Below are 20,380 nucleotides of genomic sequence, written 5' to 3'. Positions count from 1 at the left end.
CTTCGTCAGTCAATGGCTGGCGAGTGACGGGTCGACGTCCATGACGATGTCCTCACCGCTGGTGCATCCCATGTCAGGGCGAGTTCCTGGGCGCGCATCGTCGTCTGTGCGCGAGCCGGATACCGATTTTGTCATGGAGCGGAGCTGAGGCATGGCCGGTCGACGTGGTGCGAGGTCCGGGCGTGGTTGGGACGCGATCCCCCCGCGGCCCGCGCAGGACGATTCGCCCGGCGGTGAGCTCGGGTTTGATGACCCGGAACGTGGCACAGCCGGGAGCCGACGCCGCCGCGGCTCGCCGGGTGGTTCTTCGTCCGGCGCTTTCGGCTCCTCCGGGAGCCGCGCGTTCGGCAGCGGCAATCGCTCCGGGGCCGGGGGTGGTCGTGCCGGAAGTGGCGGCGGTGGGCGTGCCGGGAAGGACGCTTCCGAGCGTCCGCCGGAGCCTCCGCGGAGTGAGGCCGAGATCGCCCGCGACATCTGCCTGCGGCAGCTGGCCGTGCGGCCGCGCACGCGGGCCGAGCTGGCGAAGACGCTGGCCCGCAAGGAGATCTCCGAAGAGGTGATCGCCGAGGTCCTCGACCGTTACGACGAGGTCGGGATCATCGACGACGCCGCGTTCGCGCGGATGTGGGTGTCGACCCGGCACCAGGGCCGTGGACTGGCCCGGCGGGCGCTGGCCAACGAGCTGCGCCAGCACGGCGTCGAGTCCGAAGTGGCCACGGAAGCCCTCGAAACGCTGGACGACGAGGCCGAGGCGACCACGGCGCGCGCCCTGGTCAATCGCAAGCTCCGTTCGGCCAGGGGCACGCCTGATCAGGTGTTCCGCCGGCTCGTGGGCATGCTGGCCCGCAAAGGTTATCCCGCCGGCGTAGCCATCCAGGCGGTCAAGGAAGCGCTTGCCGCACGTGACGAGGAAGCCGCGGAATTCGCCGACCAGATCGACGCGGACGCGCTCGCCGACGAGGCCACCGACACTCTCGCCTGAGCCCGGGCGAGCCCTTACCGCAGGCTCGCTCAATTGTTATCACGATGAGACCCGCAAGGGTTTCTCGACAGGGCGGGAGCGTCGGGGCTAAACGCAGTAATAGTGCTGTGGCTGCCTCGCGTACAAGAAAGTAATCGCGTCGTCACCCGACGTTGTACTTTGCCGGAGTCGCCGAATTGATGTACCTGTCAGGCTTCGGTGGCGACGCGGGCTGGGTGCCGGGGGAGTCGAGTGCAGCGGGATTTCGGCTCGTCAAGTACGTGATCAGCATCGACGTATCTGTTCACCCGGACGGGCGAGCGACGTCCGTTCGGTGATCGGTCACATTAGCTGCACTTGCGCGGTGCGGCCGGGTGTCCGACTTCTGCCATATTGTCAACCGTGGATAGAAGTCGGGCGTGAATGCCGGTAAGTTGCAGCCCGGACTACGGGGATCTCTGTCCTTTGCGGATGGCGGTCCTCCACAGTACGGGGAGGAAAATGAAGACGAATCGACTCGCACGCCATCGCGGTGTGCGTGCTGCGGCTCGACTGGGCGTCATCATCGGCGCCGTTGGTGTGGCTGCCCTCGCGGGCGCCAACGCTGCCAATGCCTCGACCGTCACGGACTCCATGCGGGGTGTCGTCGTGCTCACCGAGCCGGCCGCCGCGGGAGACGATGACCACGCCACCAAGGCGGACGAGGACCCGCCGGGTGGCGGCGGTGGCGGCGAGGAGCCGGGCGGCCCCGGTGGCGAGGACCCGGGTGGCGAGCCCGGCGGTGAGGACCCGGGTGGTGAAGATCCGGGTGGCGAGGACCCGGGTGGTGAAGATCCGGGTGGCGAGGACCCGGGTGGCGAGGACCCGGGTGGCGAGAACCCGGGTGGCGAGAACCCGGGCGGCGAAGATCCCGGTGGCGAAGAGCCGGGTGGCGAGCAGCCGGGTGGCGGTGGCAACGGTCCTACCGACCCGACCACTCCGCCTGGCTCCGGCAGTGGTGGCGGCTCTGGCTCCGGCGGCAACGACAATTCCGGCGGTGGCTCGGGCAACGGTGGCTCCGGCAATGGCGGCTCCGGCAACGGTGGTGGCTCCGGCAACGGTGGCAACAACACCGCGGGTGGCGGAGGCGGCTCCAACTCCGGTGGCGGTGGTCTCCCGGTGACCGGTATCAACGTCATCGGAATCGCGGGCCTCGGCGCCGCGATCGCCGCGGGTGGGGTCGGCCTCGTCCTCGTGACGCGGCGCCGGCGCCCCGAAGGCGCGGACGCCTGATCAAGGCGGCAGCCGAGTGCCCGGTCCTGACCGGCCGGGCCCTCGCGGCGTCGTCGTAAGGGCGTCGCGCTGATCGCCGAAGCGTGACGGTCGGACGGACTCGCCGATAGCTGCACAACGATGGACCCGCAGCCCCGCCAGGCTGCGGGTCCATCGTCGTAGATGGATCTTCCGGGGCGTCGGCGATGGCCGCGGACTGGTAATCTGCTGCGTCGTGACAGACGACTCCCACCCTGCTCGGCGCGGTGGCGGCCCGCTTCCCGGGGACGCCGACGCGACGGCTCAGGTCGTCCGGCACGCCGGCCCCGCCGACTCCGCGAAGCCACTCGTTCCCGGGTTGCCTGCCGACCTGCAAACCCCTGCTCAGCCCGCCGGTCCGGCCCACCAGCACAGTCCGGCGCAGGGTCACCGGCCCGTTCCGCCGCCGACCTATCCACAGGGCGACCACCCCGGCGGAGACCAGCCTCCGATCACTCACCCGGCGGCTCCCAGCGTCTCCGGTGGAGCCGCGATCCCCACGTCTGCAAATGGGGTCACAAGCGGCGCATCGCCCATTCAAGGTGCTGCGGCCGGTGGCTATGGCCCATTTCACGGCGGCGCAGGCTCGCCGGCCTACGGCGCGGCGTCTGTCTCAGGGCCGGACCCAACCTTCGGCCCCGGCCAAAGCTACGGCGCGATGCCGCCGTCGACCCCAACCCATGGCGAAGATCAAGGCGAGACCTACGGCACCGCGCCGACGTCAGGCGCAGTCCCAGGTCAGACCTACGGCGCCGCAGCGATCTCAGGAGCCGGCCCGATCTCAGCCACCGACCCTGCCTACGGCAGCGCCCCAACCTCAGGCGCAGCCCCAGGTCAGACCTACGGCGCCGCAGCGATCTCAGGAGCCGGCCCGATCTCAGTCACCGACCCCGCCTACGGCAGCGCCCCAACCTCAGGCGCAGCCCCAGGCCAGACCTACGGCGCCACGCCGACCTCAGGCGCAGGCCCAACCCCGCCCTACGGCCTGCCCCCAACCTCCGGAGCAACAGGCCCAACTCCCGGAGGAACAGACCCGATCTCCGGAGCAACAGGCCCATCCTTCGGAGGGCCAGACCCGACCTTCGGCGGGACTGGCCCAACCTCCAGCCCCCCGAGCTGGTCAGCCACCGACCCGACCTCCGGCCCCACCCCGGACCCGTACGGCTTCTCCGTATCCCCCTCCTACAACCCCGGCCCCCGCATCGAACCCACCCCCAAGCAGCCCAAGAGCCGCTTCCTTCTCCCAGCCCTGGCCGGCCTCCTGACCGGCCTGGTGATCTTCGGCACCGGCGGCTGGTTCCTCGGCCGGTCCACCGCCGACCCCGCCACCCCGGCCCCCACCCAGTCCACTTCAGCGCCGACCGGACCCGCGGCGGCTCTGCCGCCGTACGAGCAGAACCAGGTGACGATCAACCAGCCGAAGTTCGCCGGCCCGCTCGCCCCCGTCGCTCAGGGCTGGCTTCCTCACCTTTCCGGTTGCCAGACCAACGGTGAGAAGGGCGGCCCGGTGCTCAACAAGGGGGAGAAGGCCCGGGTTCGCTGCGAGATGGACGCCATGAGTGTGATCTTCGTGGAGTACGCCACCATCGCCGACCGGGACAAGGCTCGGGTCAAGACCCTCGGGCAGAACGTCGACGCGCGGACGCTCACGCCCGGCGCCGCCGGGGCGGCTGTTGAGCGGGCCACTCCGTCCGGCCGGAGCAACGGCAACTACGTGGAGTATGCGTACCAGGCCTCGGGCAAGACCGTCGCCGGCATCTGGTGGGACGACTCCGCCACTCCGGTGGCCGCCTACCTGCTTGCTTACTGGAAGGAAGGGACCGGCGAGAAGTGGGAGCCGATGCGCGACGTCTGGGCCCGCTACGCCTGAATTGCCCCCCAACGTACGTGAGCAGGGCGTGAGCGGGTCTGTGCCGTACGTCCCATCCGCTGCCGAATCATGAGTCCTTGACCGAAGCGGCACTTGCGACCTAGCCTCGCGTTACACAAGGTTTGCTCGACCATCGCAGGCTAAGCGCACAACATAGATCGCATTACATTACGGCATCACTTGAGGCGCAGGGCGCCGTCGATGCCTCCGCCGCCCGCAGACCGCGCGGGCGGGGGCCAGTCATACCCGCGGTCGGTCCTCGACGCCAACGCGTGGCGCCGTCGGCTGGCCACGCCTGCGGTCAGTCGCCTTGGTCGGGCATTCCCTCAGGCAGCCGACGCAGTGATGCGGCGCGGCGAAGGGAGACTCGGCGAGATGACCGCCCTGGAGTGGGTACTCGTAGTGGCGATCGTCGTTCTCGCCGCCTTCGTGGTGGTCGGCCTGGTTCTGGGCGCCCGGGCGCTGCGTCAGCTGCAGGAGAGCAAGACCGCCGACCGGGAGACCCGCGAGCAGACTCTCGACGCCGCCAAAGCCAAGGTCGACGACGCGAACGCCAAAGCCGCGTCCGTACGAGCGGAAGCCGCCGCCGCCAAAGCCGAAGCCACCTCCGCGCGGGCCGAGGCCCGCCGGGTCCTCGAGGCCGCCCACGAGGAAGCCGACACGATCCTCGAGCACGCGCACCGCCAGGCCGAGTCCGACGCGGAGCAGGTCCGCACGGCGGCCCGGCGCAGCGGCGAACGCGAGGTCGCCCTGCTCAACGCGACCGCCAAGGAGCACGCCGCCGAGGTCGAGCGCCGCGCGGCCCGGATCGACGAGCGCGAGCGGCTGCACGCCGACGAGGTCGAACGCCTGGTCGAGCGGGAGCGCCGGCTCGTCGCGATGGATGCCGACCTGGCGGCCCGCGAGGCCGCGTTGTCGGCCCGCGAGGCCGAGCTGACCATCGCCGAGGAGAGCCGGCGCAAGGAGCTCGAGCGGGTCGCGGGCCTGACCGCCGACGCCGCCCGCGCCGAACTGATCGACATCCTGGAGAGCCAGGCCAAGCGCGAGGCCGCGATCCTGATCCGGGACATCGAGAGCGAGGCCAAGCACACCGCCGACACCCGGGCCCGGCACATCGTGGTCGACGCGATCCAGCGGATCGCCAGCGAGCAGACCTCGGAGAGCGTGGTCAGCGTCCTGCACCTGCCCAGCGACGAGATGAAGGGCCGGATCATCGGCCGCGAGGGCCGCAACATCCGGGCCTTCGAGTCGACGACCGGCGTCAACCTGATCATCGACGACACCCCGGAGGCGGTGCTGCTCTCCTGCTTCGACCCGGTGCGCCGCGAGGTGGGCCGGCTCACCCTGGAGAAGCTGGTTCTCGACGGGCGGATCCATCCGCACCGCATCGAGGAGGTCTTCGACAGCGCCAAGAACGAGGTCGACCGGCTGTGCGAGCGCGCGGCCGAGGAAGCCCTGGTCGACGTCGGCATCACCGACCTGCACCCCGAGCTCGCGACGCTGCTGGGCCGCTTGCGCTACCGCACCAGCTACGGCCAGAACGTGCTCAAGCACCTGGTCGAGACCGCGCACATCGCCGGCATCATGGCTGCCGAGCTGGGCCTCGACGTCCCGACGATCAAGCGTTCGGCGTTCCTGCACGACATCGGCAAGGCCCTGACCCACGAGGTCGAGGGCAGCCACGCGCTGATCGGTGCGGACCTGGCCCGCAAGTACGGCGAGTCCGAGGACGTCGTGCACGCCATCGAGGCGCACCACAACGAGGTGCAGCCCCAGACCATCGAGGCCGTGCTGACCCAGGCCGCGGACGCCTGCTCCGGCGGCCGGCCGGGCGCGCGCCGGGAGAGCCTCGAGGCCTACGTGAAGCGGCTGGAGCGGATCGAGGAGATCGCGGCCGGCAAGGTCGGCGTCGACAAGGTCTTCGCGATGCAGGCGGGCCGCGAGATCCGCGTCATGGTCCGGCCCGAGGACGTGGACGACATCGGCGCGGCGGTCCTGGCCCGCGACGTCGCCAAGCAGATCGAGGAAGAGCTCACCTATCCGGGACAGATCCGGGTGACGGTCGTCCGCGAATCACGGGTGACGGAGCTGGCCAGGTAAAACGCATCAAATCAAGGCCATGTCGTGCCTGGTTGCATGGTGCTGACCGTCGCTCCCGCCGAGACCGGGCGAGGGCGGCCAATCGCCTGGCGGCTCATGAGCGGCCACCCTCACCCTGCCAGCTGATTGCAAGGCTGGAACCCAGAGCCTGCGTGCCGATGACTGCGAGCAGCCGCAACTGGTCCACGGCCGGGCTGCCCGGTGGGGCGGTGAAGAACTGGAGCCGTTGCCGCCCGTCCTCGCTGAACAGGTTCTGGCAGTTGATGTCCAGTACGCCGAGCTCCGCGTGGTGGAGGCGTTTGCGGTCGCCCCGCCGTACCGCGACATCGCCGGTCTCCCAGAGCGCGACGAACTCGGGGCCGGTCCGGTGCAGGCGGGCGACCAGGTCCCGGGCCTCGGGGTCGGTGCCGCGCCGGGCAACCGCCGCTCGCAGGTCGCTGACCAGCACCTTCGAGTGGTGCGGGTGATCTTCCCGCGGATAGATGTCCCGGGTGGCCGGTTCGGCGAACCAGCGGTACAGGTAGTCGCGCACCGGCGGGCCCAGCAGGGCCTCGGCCGGCCTGTTCTGCACCACCGTCTCGTGCAGGTCGGTCATGATCCGGGCGGGCGTGCTGCCGAGCTGGTCCAGCAGGGTCAGCATCGCCGGTGGCACGTGCGCGGCCGGGCCGTGGGCCACCGGCACCGCACGCCCGGCGAGCAGGAACAGGTGGTCGCGTTCGTCGGTATCCAGGCGCAGCGCCCGGGCCAGAGCCGCCAGCATCTGCGCCGACGGCTGCGCGCCGCGGCCGCGTTCCAGCTCGGTGTAGTACTCCACCGAGGCGCCGGCCAGGTGGGCGACCTCGTCGCGGCGCAGCCCCGGCACCCGGCGGCGCGGGCCGGACGGCAGGCCCGCCTCCGCGGGGGTGATCCGGGCCCGCCGGGATCGCAGGAAGACGCCCAGCTCAGAGAGGTTCACCCGGCCAGTGTCGCCGGTGCGGGCCGGCACATCCAGGGGTTGACGTCCCCTGGATGACCGCCCGGCCGGGCGCCACGCTGGTGCCGGACCGGCGGACGCCGGCCGATCATCACCACGATGCGGAGACGACATGCCGTTCGCGAATCTGAAGGTGCCCGCCGGGCTGCTCTCGAACGAGCAGAAGGAGGTCCTCGTGCACCGGGTCACCGACCTGTACGCCGAGACGTTCGGTGACGCCGTACGGGACAACACCATGGTGCTCGTCGATGAGGTCGCCGACGGCGGCTGGGGTATCCGGGGTGAAGTCCTCACCCTGGCCAAGCTGCAGCAGGACGGCTGAACGGTGGTCGGCGCCCGGGGTTGCCTGGGCGCCGGCCACCGCACTCAGCCTCCGCCCGCGTCGCCGGCCTGCACCGCCGCGGCCGGCACCGGCCCGACGGTCACCTTCGGGGCCTTGCCCTGGCGCCGGGTCCGGCGTTCCAGCCAGCCCGCGAGGGCGGTCAGGGACGCGTTCACCGTGATGTAGATGATCGCCGCGACGATCGCCGCCGCCACGATGTTGCCGAAGTTGGCCGCCAGCGTGTTCACGCCGTCCTGCAGCAGCTCCGAGTAGCCGATGATGTAGCCCAGCGCCGTGTCCTTGACCAGCACCACCAGCTGGCTGACGATCACCGGGAGCATCGCCCGGGCCGCCTGCGGCACCAGGATCTCGCGCATCACCTGGCTCTTGCGCATGCCGATCGCGTAGCCGGCCTCGCTCTGCCCGCGGGGCACCGACTTGATGCCCGCGCGGAAAGCCTCCGCCAGCACCGAGCCGTTGTAGAGCGTCAGGCCGATGACCACGGCCCAGAACGGGTCCATCGGCGCCTCGGTGATGAACGGGACGCCGTAGAAGATGAAGAACATCAGCAGCAGCAGCGGTACGGCGCGGAAGAACTCCACGATCACGCCGGACGGCACGCTGAGCCACCAGTGGTCGGAGAGCCGCCCGACCGAGAAGACGATGCCGAAGAGCAGGGAGAGCACCATCGCCACGGCGGCCGCGCTCAGGGTCGCCCACAGTCCCGGCAGGATGTAGTCCGTCCAGGTCGACGACTCGGTGAACGGCTCCCACAGCGCCGCCGCCCACTGGCCCTTCTCGTCGAACTTGCGGTAGATCCAGTACAGCAGGCCCAGCCCGGCGAGTCCGAAGATCCCGGTCAGGACGGCGTTACGGACCTTGGCCCGGGGCCCCGGGTGGTCGTAGAGAACAGCGTCGGCACTCATCGCTTCACCGCCAGCCGGTTGGCCAGCCAGCCGAAGGCGTAGCCGGTGGGGATCAGCACCAGGGCGAAGGTGCCGGCGAAGACCAGGAAGATCGCGATGACCGCGTCGCCGTTGGCGTTGATCAGTTCCTTCATCGCGTTCGAGGACTCGGCCAGGCCGATCGTGCCGACGATGGTCGCGTTCTTGGCCAGGGCGATGAAGATGCTGCCCAGCGGGGCGATCACCGCGCGGCCGGCCTGCGGCAGGATCACCATGGTCAGGGTCTGGAAGAACGACATGCCGATCGCCCGGGCGGCCTCGGCCTGCCCGGCGGGGACCGTGTTGATGCCGGAGCGGATCGCTTCGCAGACGAACGCGGCGGTGTAGACCGACAGCCCGATCACGCCGAGCCAGTAGTTGTTGAGGTCGATGTCGTCGGCCAGGGACAGGCCCAGGGTCGAGAACAGACCGAAGTAGCAGAAGAACACGATCAGCGTCAGCGGCGTGTTGCGGAACGTGTTGACCCACAGGGTGCCGAAGCCGCGCAGGACCGGCACCGGCGAGACGCGCATGGCGGCGAGCACCACGCCGAGCACGAGCGCGCCCACGGTGCCGGCCGCGGTCAGTTTCAGGATCCAGAGGAAACCCGTGACGTACACGTCGAAGTTGCTCGGATCGGAGAAGACGTCCATCGTCCTCACTTCCTCACGCCGCGGCAGGGAACAACCGGGCGGGGCCGGCGCTGCCGGCCCCGCCCGTCCGTCAGAAGATCAGCTGCAGTTGGTCAGCTTGGCGACGTCGAGAGTCGGGGCCGCCTGGCCGCTCTTGCCCAGCGTGTTGTCCCACGCCGCCTTGTACGAGCCGTCAGCCGCGGCCGCCTTGAGGATGTCGTTGATCTTGTTGCAGCCCGCGGTGTCGTCCTTCTTGAGGCCGACGCCGTACGGCTCCTCGCTGAACTTCTTGCCGACGACCTTGAACTTGCCGGCGTACTGGTCCTGGGAGGCGTAGCCCGCCAGGATGATGTCGTCGGTGGTGACCGCGTCGACCTGACCGCCGGCCAGCGCCGTCACGCACTTGGAGTACGCGTCGAACTGCTGGAGCTTGGCGTCCTTGTACTCGGTCTGGATCCGCTTGGCCGGCGTGGAGCCGGAGACGGAGCAGACCTTCTTGCCGGCCAGCGACTCCGGGCCGGTGATCGTCGACGCGGTCGGCACGAGCAGGTCCTGACCGGCGATGTAGTACGGGCCGCCGAAGTTGACGACCTTCTTGCGCTCGTCGTTGATCGTGTACGTCGCCACGACCAGGTCGACCTGACCCTGCTGGATGAACGGCTCACGGTTGGACGACACCGTGGTCTTGTATTCGATGCCGGTGTCCGGCACGCCGAGGCCCTTCGCGATGATCTTCGCGATCTCGACGTCGAAGCCGGTGTACGTGCCGCCGGTCTGCAGGCCCAGGCCGGGCTGGTCGGCCTTGACGCCGACGACCAGCTTGCCGCCGGCCGCCTTGCCGATGATGCCGCTGGCCTTGGAGTCGGAACCCGACCCGCTGTCGTCGCCGCCACATGCCGCGGCGGTCATCGCCAGGGCGAACGCCCCGACCGCTGCCGTCATTCGGGTGATGCGCATCGTCCCGCTCCTCTGACTTGAAACTGCGAATTGCTGGAAACTGGAGAACCTTGTCGAACCTGTACGCACAACGCAGAGGGGGTATCCGCTGTGGACATTCAGTGGGTGAGGATCTTCGAGAGGAAGTCCCGGGCGCGCTCGCTCTTCGGGTTGTCGAAGAACTCGGCCGGGGGCGCCGACTCGACGAGCTGACCGTCGGCCATGAAGACCACCCGGTTGGCGGCGTGCCGGGCGAAGCCCATCTCGTGGGTGACCACGACCATCGTCATGCCCTCCCGGGCGAGCGAGGTCATCACGTCGAGCACCTCGCCGACCATCTCGGGGTCGAGCGCGCTGGTCGGCTCGTCGAAGAGCAGGGCCTTGGGCTGCATGGCCAGCGCCCGCGCGATGGCGACGCGCTGCTGCTGACCGCCGGAGAGCTGGGCCGGGTACTTCTCCGCCTGGCTGGCGATGCCGACCCGGTCGAGCAGCGCCATGGCGCGCTCGCGTACGGCGGCGGGCTTCTCGCCGCGGACCTTGACCGGGCCCAGCATGACGTTCTGCAGGATGGTCTTGTGCGCGAAGAGGTTGAACGACTGGAAGACCATGCCGACCTCGCTGCGCAGCCGGGCCAGCGCCTTGCCCTCGGCCGGCAGCGTCTGCCCGTCGAAGGTGATCGTGCCGGAGTTGATCGGTTCGAGCCGGTTGATCGCCCGGCACAGCGTCGACTTACCGGACCCGGACGGTCCGATCACGACGACCACCTCGCCACGGTCGACCGACAGGCTGACATCCTGCAGGACGTGCAAGGGGCCGAAGTACTTGTTGACGCCGTCGAGAACGATGAGAGGCTCGCTTGTCGGCACCGTCGGACCACCGTCCCGTCGTTGGGCTTCACTCGGATGGGGTCACTCTATGGGCGCGGTTGTATCGGTTCACGCCGAGATTGGTCACGGAGCGGTAACTGTGCAGGTGTACGGCCGAAGGGATGTCCACGATGAGCGGTATGGCTGACGCCGATCCGACAGACGGGCTGTGGAGCTGGTGTGTCGCCGAACGCCTGGATGCGGCATTGGTCCGGGACGCTCTGTCCGGGGCGCTGCAACGGCCGGTGACGACCCTGGACGTTCCGGTCGACGACGCGGTGCTGTGCGACGTCTGGCACGTCGGCGGTGACTTCCCGACGGCGATCGAGTGCTTCCTGGCCCCGGGCGAGCTCACCGAGGCGACCATCGCCAGCGCCGTCGCGGTCCGGCTCGGCGCCGACCTGCTGCTGCCCGACGACACCCTCAACCCCACGAGGTACGTGCTGGCCGAGCCGGACGGCACGCTGCGGGCCGTGCACGTCGACGAGGTCGAGACCGACGACGGTACGGAGCGCCGCCACGTCCGCCCCTGCACGGGCTCCGATCCGGCCTGCGCCCGCGGCCCCGGTTGCAACCGTTCGCGGTACAAGCCCGCCCCGACGCCCGAGCGACCCGCCGCGGCCTAGGGACTACCCTGGTCAATTGCCATGACTACCGAGACCTCTCCCGCCGCCGCCCGCACCTATGACGTGCGCACCTACGGCTGCCAGATGAACGTGCACGACAGCGAGCGCATCTCCGGTCTGCTGGAGGGCGCCGGCTACGTGCGGGCCGCCGACGCCGACGCGGCGGACGTGGTCGTCTTCAACACCTGCGCGGTACGGGAGAACGCCGACAACCGCCTCTACGGCAACCTCGGTCACCTGCGCCCGACCAAGCTGAAGAACCCGGACATGCAGATCGCGGTCGGCGGCTGCCTGGCCCAGAAGGACCGCGGCGACATCGTCAAGCGCGCGCCCTGGGTGGACGTGGTCTTCGGCACGCACAACATCGGCTCGCTGCCGGTGCTGCTGGAACGCGCCCGGCACAACCAGGAGGCCGAGGTCGAGATCCTCGAGTCGCTCGAGGTCTTCCCGTCGACGCTGCCGACGCGCCGCGAGTCGACCTACGCCGGCTGGGTGTCGATCTCGGTGGGCTGCAACAACACCTGCACTTTCTGCATCGTGCCGTCGCTGCGCGGCAAGGAGAAGGACCGCCGCCCCGGCGACGTGCTGGCCGAGGTCGAGGCGCTGGTGGCCGAGGGCGTGCTCGAGGTCACCCTGCTGGGCCAGAACGTGAACTCGTACGGGGTGGAGTTCGGTGACCGGCTCGCGTTCGGCAAGCTGCTGCGCGCCTGCGGCGGGGTCGAGGGGCTGGAGCGGGTCCGCTTCACCAGCCCGCACCCGAAGGACTTCACCGACGACGTGATCGCCGCGATGGCCGAGACGCCGAACGTCTGCCACTCGCTGCACATGCCGCTGCAGTCCGGCTCCGACGACGTGCTCAAGGCGATGCGCCGCAGCTACCGCTCGGAGAAGTACCTCGGCATCATCGACAAGGTCCGCGCCGCGATGCCGGACGCCGCGATCACCACGGACATCATCGTCGGCTTCCCCGGCGAGACCGAGGACGACTTCGAGCGCACCCTCGACGTGGTCCGCCAGGCCCGCTTCTCCAGCGCCTTCACCTTCCAGTATTCGAAGCGCCCGGGCACCCCGGCCGCGACGATGGCCGAGCAGCTGCCCAAGCAGGTCGTCCAGCAGCGTTACGAGCGCCTGATCGCCACGCTGGAGGAGATCACCTGGGCGGAGAACAAGAAGCAGGTCGGGCGCGAGGTCGAGGTCCTGGTCGCGACCGGCGAGGGGCGCAAGGACGAGCGCACCGGCCGGATGAGCGGCCGGGCCCGGGACGGCCGGCTGGTGCACTTCGCCACCGGTGAGCTGACCGGCATCCGGCCCGGCGACATCGTCACCACCGAGATCACGTACGCGGCCCCGCACCACCTGAACGCCGACGGCGCGCCGCTGAGCCACCGCCGCACCCGTGCCGGCGACGCGCACGAGGCCGGCCGGGCCCCCCGCACCGCCGGGGTGACGCTGGGCCTGCCGACCGTGGGCATCCCGGCGCCGCTGCCCGCGACCACCGGCGGCTGCGCGCTCTGAAGTCCTCAAGAAGCACGGTTCCCGGCCGATCCGGGAGCCGTGCTTCTGCGCTGGTACGCCGTGATCTCCTTCGCCCTGGTGGCGGGGTATCCGGTGCTGTCGTACGACGCCCGCACGGTTCCGTTTTTGCTGGTCACCCTGGGGGCGGTCCCGGCGGTGCTGATCGGGGTCCGGCGCAGCCCGCGTACCGCCCGGCTGCCCTGGTGGCTGCTGCTGGCCGGCCTGGTGGTGTTCAACCTCGGCAACTTCGTGTGGCTGTGGATGATCTACGCGGAGGGCCGGGTGTCCGGCGACGGCTCGCTCGCCGAGCCGCTGTTCAACCTGGCCAATCTGTTGATGCTCAGCGGCGCGGTGGTCGTGGTGCTGCGGCGGGGCCGGCGCGACGTCGGTGGCATCATCGACTCGGCGATCACCGCGCTGGCGCTCGGTGGCCTGCTCTGGGATGCCCTCCTGTTACCGCAGCTGCACGCCACCGGCACGCCGATGCCGAGTCAGGCCGCGCTCTTCGTCGACGTGCTGATCATGGCCGGCTCCGTGGGCGCGCTGCTGCGGATCTCGCTGGTGGCCGGCGGGCGGTTGCCGGCCGTGTGGCTGCTCGCCGGCGGCATGGCCGCGGGCCTGCTGGGCAACGTGGCCGCCGCGATGATCATCGATCCGGCGACCGGCGTCGGCGCCGACTGGACCACCATGTTCTACATGGCCGGCTATGCGATGCTCGGCTGCGCGGCCCTGCACCCCTCGTCGGCGCTGATCACCGGAGCAGGCCCGGCACCCGCCGACGACCTGTCCACGGCCCGGCTGACCTTCCTCGGCGTCATGACCGCGCTGATCCCGGTGGTCGGCGGGGGCCGGGCCGCGCTCGGCCTGCCCACCGACGGACTGCTGGTCGCCGTCGGCTCGGCGCTGGTGATCCCGCTGGTCATGGTCCGCGTCGCGCGGCTGGCCGGGCAGCGCCGCCGCGCGGAGCAGGCGCTGCGCCGGATGGCCACTCATGACGCCCTGACCGGCCTGCCGAACCGGGCGGCCTGCCTGGAACGGCTCGAGACCGACCTGGCCGGCCCGCGCGCCGGGCACCCGGCCGGCCTGGCCGTGCTCTTCACCGACCTCGACGGCTTCAAGCCGGTCAACGACCGGCTCGGCCATGCGGCCGGTGACGAGCTGCTGATCGCGGTGGCCGCCCGGCTGCGCGGCTGCGTCCGCGAGGACGACCTGGTCAGCCGGTTCGGCGGGGACGAGTTCGTGGTGGTGTGCCGCGACGCCGACCCCCGGGCCGCCGTCGACGCGATCTGCGCCCGGATCCGCGAGATGGTCGAGCAGCCGCTGACCGTGGGCGGCGAGACCGTCCGGATCGGCCTCAGCGTCGGCGTGGCCTTCGCCGGCCCGGCCGCCACCACCGACGACCTGATCGGCCGGGCCGACCTGGCCATGTACGCCGCCAAGCAGACCAAGTCGATCGGCACCCTCAGCCTCGCCCTGGCCTCCTGATCACCAGGGCACCGGCCCCTCGTCGTTGAAGAAGCCGCCGGTCGGCCCATCCGGGCCCAGCGTCGCGAGCCGGACGGCGATCGCCGCGCCCTGCTGCGGGGTACGGGGCGCCCGGTGGTCGGTGAAGTCGGTGGCGACCCAGCCGGGATCGGCCGCGTTCACCAGCACCCCGTCCTTGCCCAGCTCCTTCGCGTACTGCACGGTCAGCGAGTTGAGGGCGGTCTTGGACGGCACGTACGCGGCACTCGGCGGCATCTGCGCCAGCGGCCCGTCCGGGTCGCTCATCGCGGCCAGCGAGCCGACGCCGCTGGACACGTTGACGATGCGGGGAGCGCCGGACCGGCGCAGCAGCGGCAGCATCGCGTTGGTCACGGTCAGCACGCCGATGACGTTGACGTCGAAAACCGCGCGGAACACCGCCGGGTCGACGCTGCTCGGCGCCTGGTCCAGGCCGCCGCTGATCCCCGCGTTGTTCACCAGCACGTCGAGCCGGCCGAAACGTTCCTCGACCGTCGCGGCCGCGGCCCGGGCCGTCGCCGGGTCGGTCACGTCGAGGGCGAGCGGGTGCACGTCCTGGTGGCCCGCTTCCCGCAATGCCGCGACGGCCCGTTCCCGGCGCTGCTCGTCGCGGGCGCCCAGGAACACCGTCATGCCGCGCTGCGCGAGCTGCGCGGCGATCTCGTGGCCGATGCCTTTGTTTGCCCCGGTCACCAGGGCGATGGTCTGTTCCGTCATGCCTTCAGCGCACCATCGCGGCCCGGTCCGCGGGAATGACCGATGGGGTCTCGGGCGATACCGTGGCGGTATGGAGCGGCTGGAGACGCGCGAGCTGTCGTACTTCGTCGCGGTGGCCGAGGAGCTGCACTTCGGCCGGGCGGCGCAGCGCCTGGGCATCGCCCAGCCGCCGCTGTCCCGGGCGATCAAGCAGCTCGAGCGCCGGCTGGGCGTGGTGCTGTTCGAGCGCGACAGCCGGCAGGTGACGCTCACCGACGCCGGCGCGGTGTTCCTGCACGAGGGCCGCAAGGCGCTGGACGCGGTCGCGGCCTCGGTGCGGCGCACCCAGCGGGCCGGTCAGCCGGTCCGCAAGCTGGTGCTGGTGATGAAGCCGAACACCGACGGAGGTCTGCTGGGCGACATCCTGGCCGCCTACGCGTCCGAGCCGGAGGCGGTCGGCGTCGAGGTGCTGATGTGCGGGATCGGTGAGCAGGCGCGGCTGCTGCGCGAGGGACAGGCCGACGCCGCGCTGCTGCATCACCCGTTCGACGACACCAGCGGCTTCGACGTCGAGGAGCTGCGGGTCGAGGGTCAGGTGGCGGTCGTGCCGCGCGGGCACCGGCTGGCCGGGCGCGGCACCGTCCGGCTCGCCGACCTGGCCGGGGAGGTGCTGCCCCGCTGGCCCGGCATGCCCGCCGGCGCCGCGACCGGCCCGGTGGTGCACGAGGCCGCCCAGCTGCTCCAGCTCATCGCCCTCGGGCAGACGATCGCCGTGCTGCCCGAGTCGGCCGGTGACGAGCTGCGCAGCGAGCTCGTCTGCGTGCCGGTCAGCGACGCCGTCCCGATCGTGTCGATGCTGGCCTGGCCCGAGCGCAGCACCTCACGGTCGCTGGCCGCGTTCGTCCGGGTGGCGGCCGACATCGCCGCCAAGCACCGTCAGAGCGAGTCGACTTTCGCGCCGGTGCGTTCGGCCCGGGCCACACCCCAGTCGTAGAGCGCCTGCAGCACCGGCGCGAGAGTGCGTCCCTCGTCGGTCAGGTCGTACTCCACGTGCGGCGGCACGGTGCCCAGATCACGGCGGGAGATCAGACCGTCGGCCTCCAGCTCGCGCAGGCGCTGGCTGAGCATCTTCTCGCTGATGCCCGGCGTGCGGCGGCGCAGTTCACCGTAGCGGTGCACGCCCTCCTTGAGATGGGCGAGCAGCACCGTGCGCCAGCGGCCGCCGATCACGTCGACGGTCAGCTCGACCGGGCAGGAGTAGCGCTTGGGCACGCACCATTATGTGCGTTCTTGTGGCCGGTGGCGGGCGCGTGATGGGCTGGGCGCCATGGCTGAGACACCGACGCTCTACGAGTGGGCCGGGGGCACCGACGCGTTCGTCCGGCTGACCTCGGCTTTCTACGCCCGGGTGACCGACGACGAGCTGCTCGGGCCGCTCTTCGCCCGGATGGACCCCGAGCATTTCCGGTACGTCGCCCTGTGGCTGGCCGAGGTCTTCGGCGGGCCGGCGGTCTACACCGAGGAGCACGGCGGCTACTCGCACATGGTGGGTCAGCACCTCGGCATGGCGATCACCGAACCGCAGCGGCGCCGCTGGATCGAGCTGATCCAGGACGCCGCCGACGAGGTGGGACTGCCCGACGACCCGGAGTTCCGGGCGGCGTTCCTGGGCTACCTGGAGTGGGGGACCCGGCTGGCCAAGCAGAATTCCCAGCCCGGGGCCGACGTCGTGCGGCAGGCGCCGGTGCCGCGCTGGGGCTGGGGAGTGGCGCCGCCGTACCTGCCGGGCTGAGCGGCGATGATGGTCAGGTGTTCAGCTTCGCCGATGTCATCAGAGCCCGCTCCGTGGTCCACCAGCACCTGCCGCCCACGCCCGTACGCTCCTACCCGGCGCTCGACGCGGCGGCGGGAGCGTCCGTCCTGGTCAAGCACGAGAATCTGCAACCGGTCGGGGCGTTCAAGGTACGCGGCGGGCTGACGCTGCTCGCCGCCATGCCGGAGCAGGACCGGGCCCGCGGCACGGTCAGCTACTCCACCGGCAACCACGCGCGGTCCCTGGCGTACGCCAGCCGGGCCTACGGCGCGCCGTGCACCGTGGTGATGCCGGCGACGGCCGCCCCGGCCAAGGCGAAGGCCATCGAGGAGCTGGACGGGCAGGTCGTCCTGCACGGCGACGACCTGGAGGCGGCCCAGCACCACGCCGAGCAGCTGGCCGGGCAGTCCGGCGCGCGGCTGGTCAGCCCGGGCGACACCCCGGAGTTGCTCGCCGGGGTGGGCACGCTCTACCTGGAGATCTTCGAGGCCCATCCGGACCTGGACGCGATCCTGGTCCCGGTCGGCAGCGGTACGGGCGCGAGCGCCGCCACCGTGGTCGCCCGCGAACTGGCCCCCGCCTGCCGGGTCATCGGCGTGCAGTCAACCGGGTCGCCGGCCGCGCACGACTCGTGGCGCTCCGGTGAGCTGGAGAAGCGCCCGAACCGTACCCGGGTGGCCGGGCTGGCCACGGGTCGCGGCTATGCCCTGCCGCAGAGTGTCATGCGCGCCGGCCTGGCCGACTTCCTCCTGGTCACCGACGACGAGATCGCCGCAGCCCAGCGCCTGCTGGCGACGGCGGCGGACACCGTCACCGAGGGTGCGGGCGCGGCTGCCCTGGCCGGCCTGTTGAGCCGCCCGGAGCTGTTCGCAGGCAACCGCGTGGCGATCGTCTGCACCGGCGGCAACGCCGACGAGGCGGAGCTGGCGATGCTGGGCTGACCGGAACAGGAGCACTCAGCAAGAGTCCCGCCGGTCAGCCCGGATCACAGTGATCTGCTGGCGGCGGGACTCTGTGCGCGTACCGGAAAAGGTTTATCCGGCTTGCTCGGCGAGGGAGAGGAACTGGCGCTTGGACGCCAGGGCCTGCTCGGCCTCCTTGATCCGCTTGGCGTCGCCCGCGGCCTGGGCCCGGGCCAGCCGCTGCTCGGCCTCGGCGACCTGCTCGCGCATCTGCTGGAGCAGCGGGTTGTCCTGCGGCGTGGTCTTGCGCCACGCCGAGTCCATCGCCACCCGGATGCGCTCCTCGGCGGCCCGCCAGCGGCGGTCCAGCGACGCGGTCGACTCGCGGGGCACCCGGCCGGCGTCGTGCCAGGCCGCCTGGGCGTCCCGGAGCTTGTTCTGGGCGCCGCGCGGGTCCGCGTCGACGTCCAGCGCCTCGATCTCGGCCAGGATGGCCTGCTTCTTCTCCAGGTTGCCCTTGTATTCGGCGTCGCGGGCCGAGAAGACCTCGCTGCGCCGGGTGAAGAAGGCGTCCTGGGCCGCCCGGAAGCGTTCCCAGAGGCGCTGCTCGGCCTCCTTGGCGGCCCGGGGCGCGGCCTTCCACTCGTTCATCAGGTCCTTGAGCCGGTTGGCCGTGGTCGACCACTCGGTCGACTCGGCCAGGCTCTCAGCCTCCTTGACCAGCTCTTCCTTGGCGGTCTGGGCCTGCTTGCGCTGACCGTCCAGGGTGGCGAAGTGCGCGCCGCGGCGGCGGGTGAAGCCGTCGCGGGCGGCCGCGAAGCGCTTCCACAGCTCGCCGTCGGTCTTCTTGTCGACGCCGCGGATGGTCTTCCACTCGTCGAGGATCTCCTTGAGCCGGTCGCCCGCGCTCTTCCACCCGGTCGACTCGGCGGCGATCGTCTCCGCCTCCTCGACCAGGGCGGTCTTGCGCGCCAGGGCCTCGCCCCGGGCCACCTCGCGGGCGGCCTTGGCCTCGCCGGCCTTCTCCTCGGCGACCGCGGTCAGCCGGTCGAGGCGGGCGGCGAGCCCGTCGATGTCGCCGACGACGTGTGCCTCGCCGAGGCTCGCCCGGATCCGCTTCACGCTGGTCAGCGAGTGTGCGGCGTCCGCGGCGCCGGACTTGAGCCGGGCCTCGATGAGGTCGACCTCGGTCACCAGGTCCGCGAACCGCCGGGCGAAGTGGGCCAGGCCCTCCTCGGGTGTGCCCGCTTGCCACGAGCCGACCACGCGGTCGCCCTCGGCCGTCTTCACATACACGGTGCCGTCGGCATCCACGCGCCCGAAGGCCGTCCAGTCGTTCATGAGCCCACCCTCGTTCTCCCGGCTGCACGGGCCTCGCTGCCCGCGACCGCCGCCATAGCGCAGTCGAATGCCATCATTCCATCGGCATTCTTTCTCGCGCATTGTCACAGGTCCAACCCGGTTCCGGGGAAGCGCCCGCGAACGACCGTGACCAGCCCGTTACGGTGGCTCCGTGCCATTGCTCCCAGGTTCGCCGGTGATCGCGGTCGTCGGGCCCACCGCGGCCGGGAAATCCACCCTCAGCATCGCGCTCGCCCACGCCCTCGGCGGCGAGGTGGTCAACGCCGACTCCATGCAGCTCTACCGCGGGATGGACATCGGCACCGCCAAACTGACCGTTGACGAGCGGGAAGGCGTCCCGCACCACGTGCTGGACGTCTGGGACGTGCGGGAGCCGGCGAGTGTCGCGGCGTACCAGGAGCTGGCCCGCGCGGCCGTCGACGACATCCTCGCCCGGGGCCGGGTGCCGCTGCTCGTGGGCGGCTCCGGGCTGTATGTCCGGGCCGTTCTGGAAGAGTTCGAATTTCCCGGCACGGATCCCGCCATTCGGGAGCGGCTGGAGCGGGAGCTCGCCGCGGTGGGACCGGCGCCGCTGCACGAGCGGCTGCGCACGCTGGACGAGCCGGCCGCCACCAAGATCCTTCCGTCCAACGGGCGGCGCATCGTCCGGGCCCTCGAGGTGATCGAGCTGACCGGGGCGCCGTTCACCGCCTCGCTCCCGGCGCCGACGCCGCACTACCCGTCGCTGCAGCTCGGTGTCGACCGCGAGGCTGAGGCCCTCGACCAGCGGATCGCCGACCGGGTCGACCTGATGTGGGCGGCCGGCCTGCTCGACGAGGTACGCGGGCTCGACGGGCTGCGCGAGGGCCGCACGGCGAGCCGGGCCCTGGGTTACCAGCAGGCGCTGGCCCAGCTCGACGACGAGTTCACCCAGGAGCAGGCGGTCGAGGAGACCGTCCGGGCCACCCGGCGCTTCGTGCGGCGCCAGCGCTCGTGGTTCCGCCGCGACCCGCGGATCACCTGGCTCGACGGCGCGTCACCGACCCTGACGGAGGACGCGTTGGCGGCCTGCGCGGCGGCTGCGCGATGA

Annotated in this window: 20 protein-coding genes; 12 read left to right on the top strand and 8 right to left on the bottom strand. The window is 71.1% G+C overall.

Annotated features, from left to right (window positions below; genetic code table 11):
- Positions 1–151: 151 nt before the first annotated feature.
- The 4 genes from ACWEOZ_RS22380 to rny all read left to right on the top strand — a co-directional run bounded on the left by ACWEOZ_RS22380 (position 152) and on the right by rny (position 6,221).
- The gene (locus ACWEOZ_RS22380) at positions 152–982 is read left to right on the top strand and encodes a regulatory protein RecX (RefSeq protein ID WP_451912609.1); all 831 of its coding nucleotides are present in this window, start codon (positions 152–154) and stop codon (positions 980–982) included.
- Positions 983–1,540: 558 nt separating this feature from the next.
- Entirely contained in the window at positions 1,541–2,233 is a 693-nt protein-coding gene (locus ACWEOZ_RS22375; protein ID WP_451912608.1) for a hypothetical protein, read from the top strand.
- Between the two features lie 1,291 nt (positions 2,234–3,524).
- A complete protein-coding gene (locus ACWEOZ_RS22370; RefSeq protein ID WP_451912607.1) occupies positions 3,525–4,121 on the top strand; it encodes a hypothetical protein in 597 nt (198 codons plus the stop codon).
- A 375-nt stretch (positions 4,122–4,496) separates the two neighbouring features.
- A complete protein-coding gene (gene rny, locus ACWEOZ_RS22365; protein ID WP_451912606.1) occupies positions 4,497–6,221 on the top strand; it encodes a ribonuclease Y in 1,725 nt (574 codons plus the stop codon).
- Between the two features lie 94 nt (positions 6,222–6,315).
- Here rny and ACWEOZ_RS22360 read toward each other — a convergent pair whose 3' ends face one another.
- A complete protein-coding gene (locus tag ACWEOZ_RS22360) occupies positions 6,316–7,176 on the bottom strand; it encodes a helix-turn-helix transcriptional regulator (RefSeq protein ID WP_451912605.1) in 861 nt (286 codons plus the stop codon).
- A gap of 130 nt (positions 7,177–7,306) precedes the next feature.
- Here ACWEOZ_RS22360 and ACWEOZ_RS22355 point away from each other — a divergent pair, with 130 nt between their 5' ends.
- The gene (locus tag ACWEOZ_RS22355) at positions 7,307–7,516 is read left to right on the top strand and encodes a tautomerase family protein (RefSeq protein WP_451912604.1); all 210 of its coding nucleotides are present in this window, start codon (positions 7,307–7,309) and stop codon (positions 7,514–7,516) included.
- Between the two features lie 44 nt (positions 7,517–7,560).
- On the opposite strand, the gene ACWEOZ_RS22350 is transcribed toward ACWEOZ_RS22355, so the two are convergent.
- The 4 genes from ACWEOZ_RS22350 to ACWEOZ_RS22335 all read right to left on the bottom strand — a co-directional run bounded on the left by ACWEOZ_RS22350 (position 7,561) and on the right by ACWEOZ_RS22335 (position 10,894).
- A complete protein-coding gene (locus tag ACWEOZ_RS22350) occupies positions 7,561–8,442 on the bottom strand; it encodes an amino acid ABC transporter permease (protein WP_451912603.1) in 882 nt (293 codons plus the stop codon).
- Entirely contained in the window at positions 8,439–9,113 is a 675-nt protein-coding gene (locus ACWEOZ_RS22345; RefSeq protein ID WP_451912602.1) for an amino acid ABC transporter permease, read from the bottom strand. The genes ACWEOZ_RS22350 and ACWEOZ_RS22345 overlap by 4 nt, the downstream gene beginning before the upstream one ends.
- A gap of 78 nt (positions 9,114–9,191) precedes the next feature.
- Entirely contained in the window at positions 9,192–10,049 is an 858-nt protein-coding gene (locus ACWEOZ_RS22340) for a glutamate ABC transporter substrate-binding protein (RefSeq protein ID WP_451912601.1), read from the bottom strand.
- Between the two features lie 98 nt (positions 10,050–10,147).
- Positions 10,148–10,894: an amino acid ABC transporter ATP-binding protein gene (locus ACWEOZ_RS22335; protein ID WP_451912600.1), complete on the bottom strand. Its 747-nt coding sequence runs from the start codon at positions 10,892–10,894 to the stop codon at positions 10,148–10,150.
- Positions 10,895–11,034: 140 nt separating this feature from the next.
- Here ACWEOZ_RS22335 and ACWEOZ_RS22330 point away from each other — a divergent pair, with 140 nt between their 5' ends.
- From ACWEOZ_RS22330 to ACWEOZ_RS22320, 3 genes are read left to right on the top strand one after another with little or no spacing between them, the layout of a single operon-like run.
- The gene (locus ACWEOZ_RS22330; RefSeq protein ID WP_451912599.1) at positions 11,035–11,520 is read left to right on the top strand and encodes a hypothetical protein; all 486 of its coding nucleotides are present in this window, start codon (positions 11,035–11,037) and stop codon (positions 11,518–11,520) included.
- A 21-nt stretch (positions 11,521–11,541) separates the two neighbouring features.
- The gene (miaB, locus tag ACWEOZ_RS22325; RefSeq protein ID WP_451912598.1) at positions 11,542–13,035 is read left to right on the top strand and encodes a tRNA (N6-isopentenyl adenosine(37)-C2)-methylthiotransferase MiaB; all 1,494 of its coding nucleotides are present in this window, start codon (positions 11,542–11,544) and stop codon (positions 13,033–13,035) included.
- Positions 13,036–13,074: 39 nt separating this feature from the next.
- On the top strand, positions 13,075–14,520 hold the full coding sequence (locus tag ACWEOZ_RS22320) for a diguanylate cyclase domain-containing protein (RefSeq protein WP_451912597.1): 1,446 nt from the start codon (positions 13,075–13,077) through the stop codon (positions 14,518–14,520).
- On the opposite strand, the gene ACWEOZ_RS22315 is transcribed toward ACWEOZ_RS22320, so the two are convergent.
- Positions 14,521–15,255, bottom strand: coding sequence for an SDR family oxidoreductase (locus tag ACWEOZ_RS22315; RefSeq protein ID WP_451912596.1), 735 nt, complete (start codon positions 15,253–15,255; stop codon positions 14,521–14,523). It abuts the gene before it with no gap.
- Between the two features lie 79 nt (positions 15,256–15,334).
- Between ACWEOZ_RS22315 and ACWEOZ_RS22310 the strand changes: the two genes are divergently transcribed.
- A complete protein-coding gene (locus tag ACWEOZ_RS22310) occupies positions 15,335–16,228 on the top strand; it encodes a LysR family transcriptional regulator (RefSeq protein ID WP_451912660.1) in 894 nt (297 codons plus the stop codon).
- Here the strand turns inward: ACWEOZ_RS22310 and ACWEOZ_RS22305 are convergent.
- A complete protein-coding gene (locus tag ACWEOZ_RS22305; RefSeq protein WP_451912595.1) occupies positions 16,171–16,506 on the bottom strand; it encodes a winged helix-turn-helix transcriptional regulator in 336 nt (111 codons plus the stop codon). The two genes, ACWEOZ_RS22310 and ACWEOZ_RS22305, sit on opposite strands and share 58 nt — an antisense overlap.
- 55 nt (positions 16,507–16,561) lie before the next feature.
- Between ACWEOZ_RS22305 and ACWEOZ_RS22300 the strand changes: the two genes are divergently transcribed.
- Positions 16,562–17,026 carry a group II truncated hemoglobin gene (locus ACWEOZ_RS22300; protein WP_451912594.1) on the top strand — a complete coding sequence of 155 codons (465 nt, stop codon included), beginning with the start codon at positions 16,562–16,564 and terminating at the stop codon, positions 17,024–17,026.
- Between the two features lie 17 nt (positions 17,027–17,043).
- Positions 17,044–17,988: a threonine ammonia-lyase gene (locus ACWEOZ_RS22295; protein WP_451912593.1), complete on the top strand. Its 945-nt coding sequence runs from the start codon at positions 17,044–17,046 to the stop codon at positions 17,986–17,988.
- A gap of 93 nt (positions 17,989–18,081) precedes the next feature.
- Here ACWEOZ_RS22295 and ACWEOZ_RS22290 read toward each other — a convergent pair whose 3' ends face one another.
- Positions 18,082–19,290, bottom strand: a complete 1,209-nt coding sequence (locus ACWEOZ_RS22290) for a DUF349 domain-containing protein (protein WP_451912592.1) — start codon at positions 19,288–19,290, stop codon at positions 18,082–18,084.
- A gap of 178 nt (positions 19,291–19,468) precedes the next feature.
- Between ACWEOZ_RS22290 and miaA the strand changes: the two genes are divergently transcribed.
- The gene (miaA, locus tag ACWEOZ_RS22285; protein ID WP_451912659.1) at positions 19,469–20,380 is read left to right on the top strand and encodes a tRNA (adenosine(37)-N6)-dimethylallyltransferase MiaA; all 912 of its coding nucleotides are present in this window, start codon (positions 19,469–19,471) and stop codon (positions 20,378–20,380) included.

This window comes from Actinoplanes sp. NPDC004185 (assembly GCF_053603475.1).
This window is presented reverse-complemented; position numbering and strand designations above follow the sequence as displayed.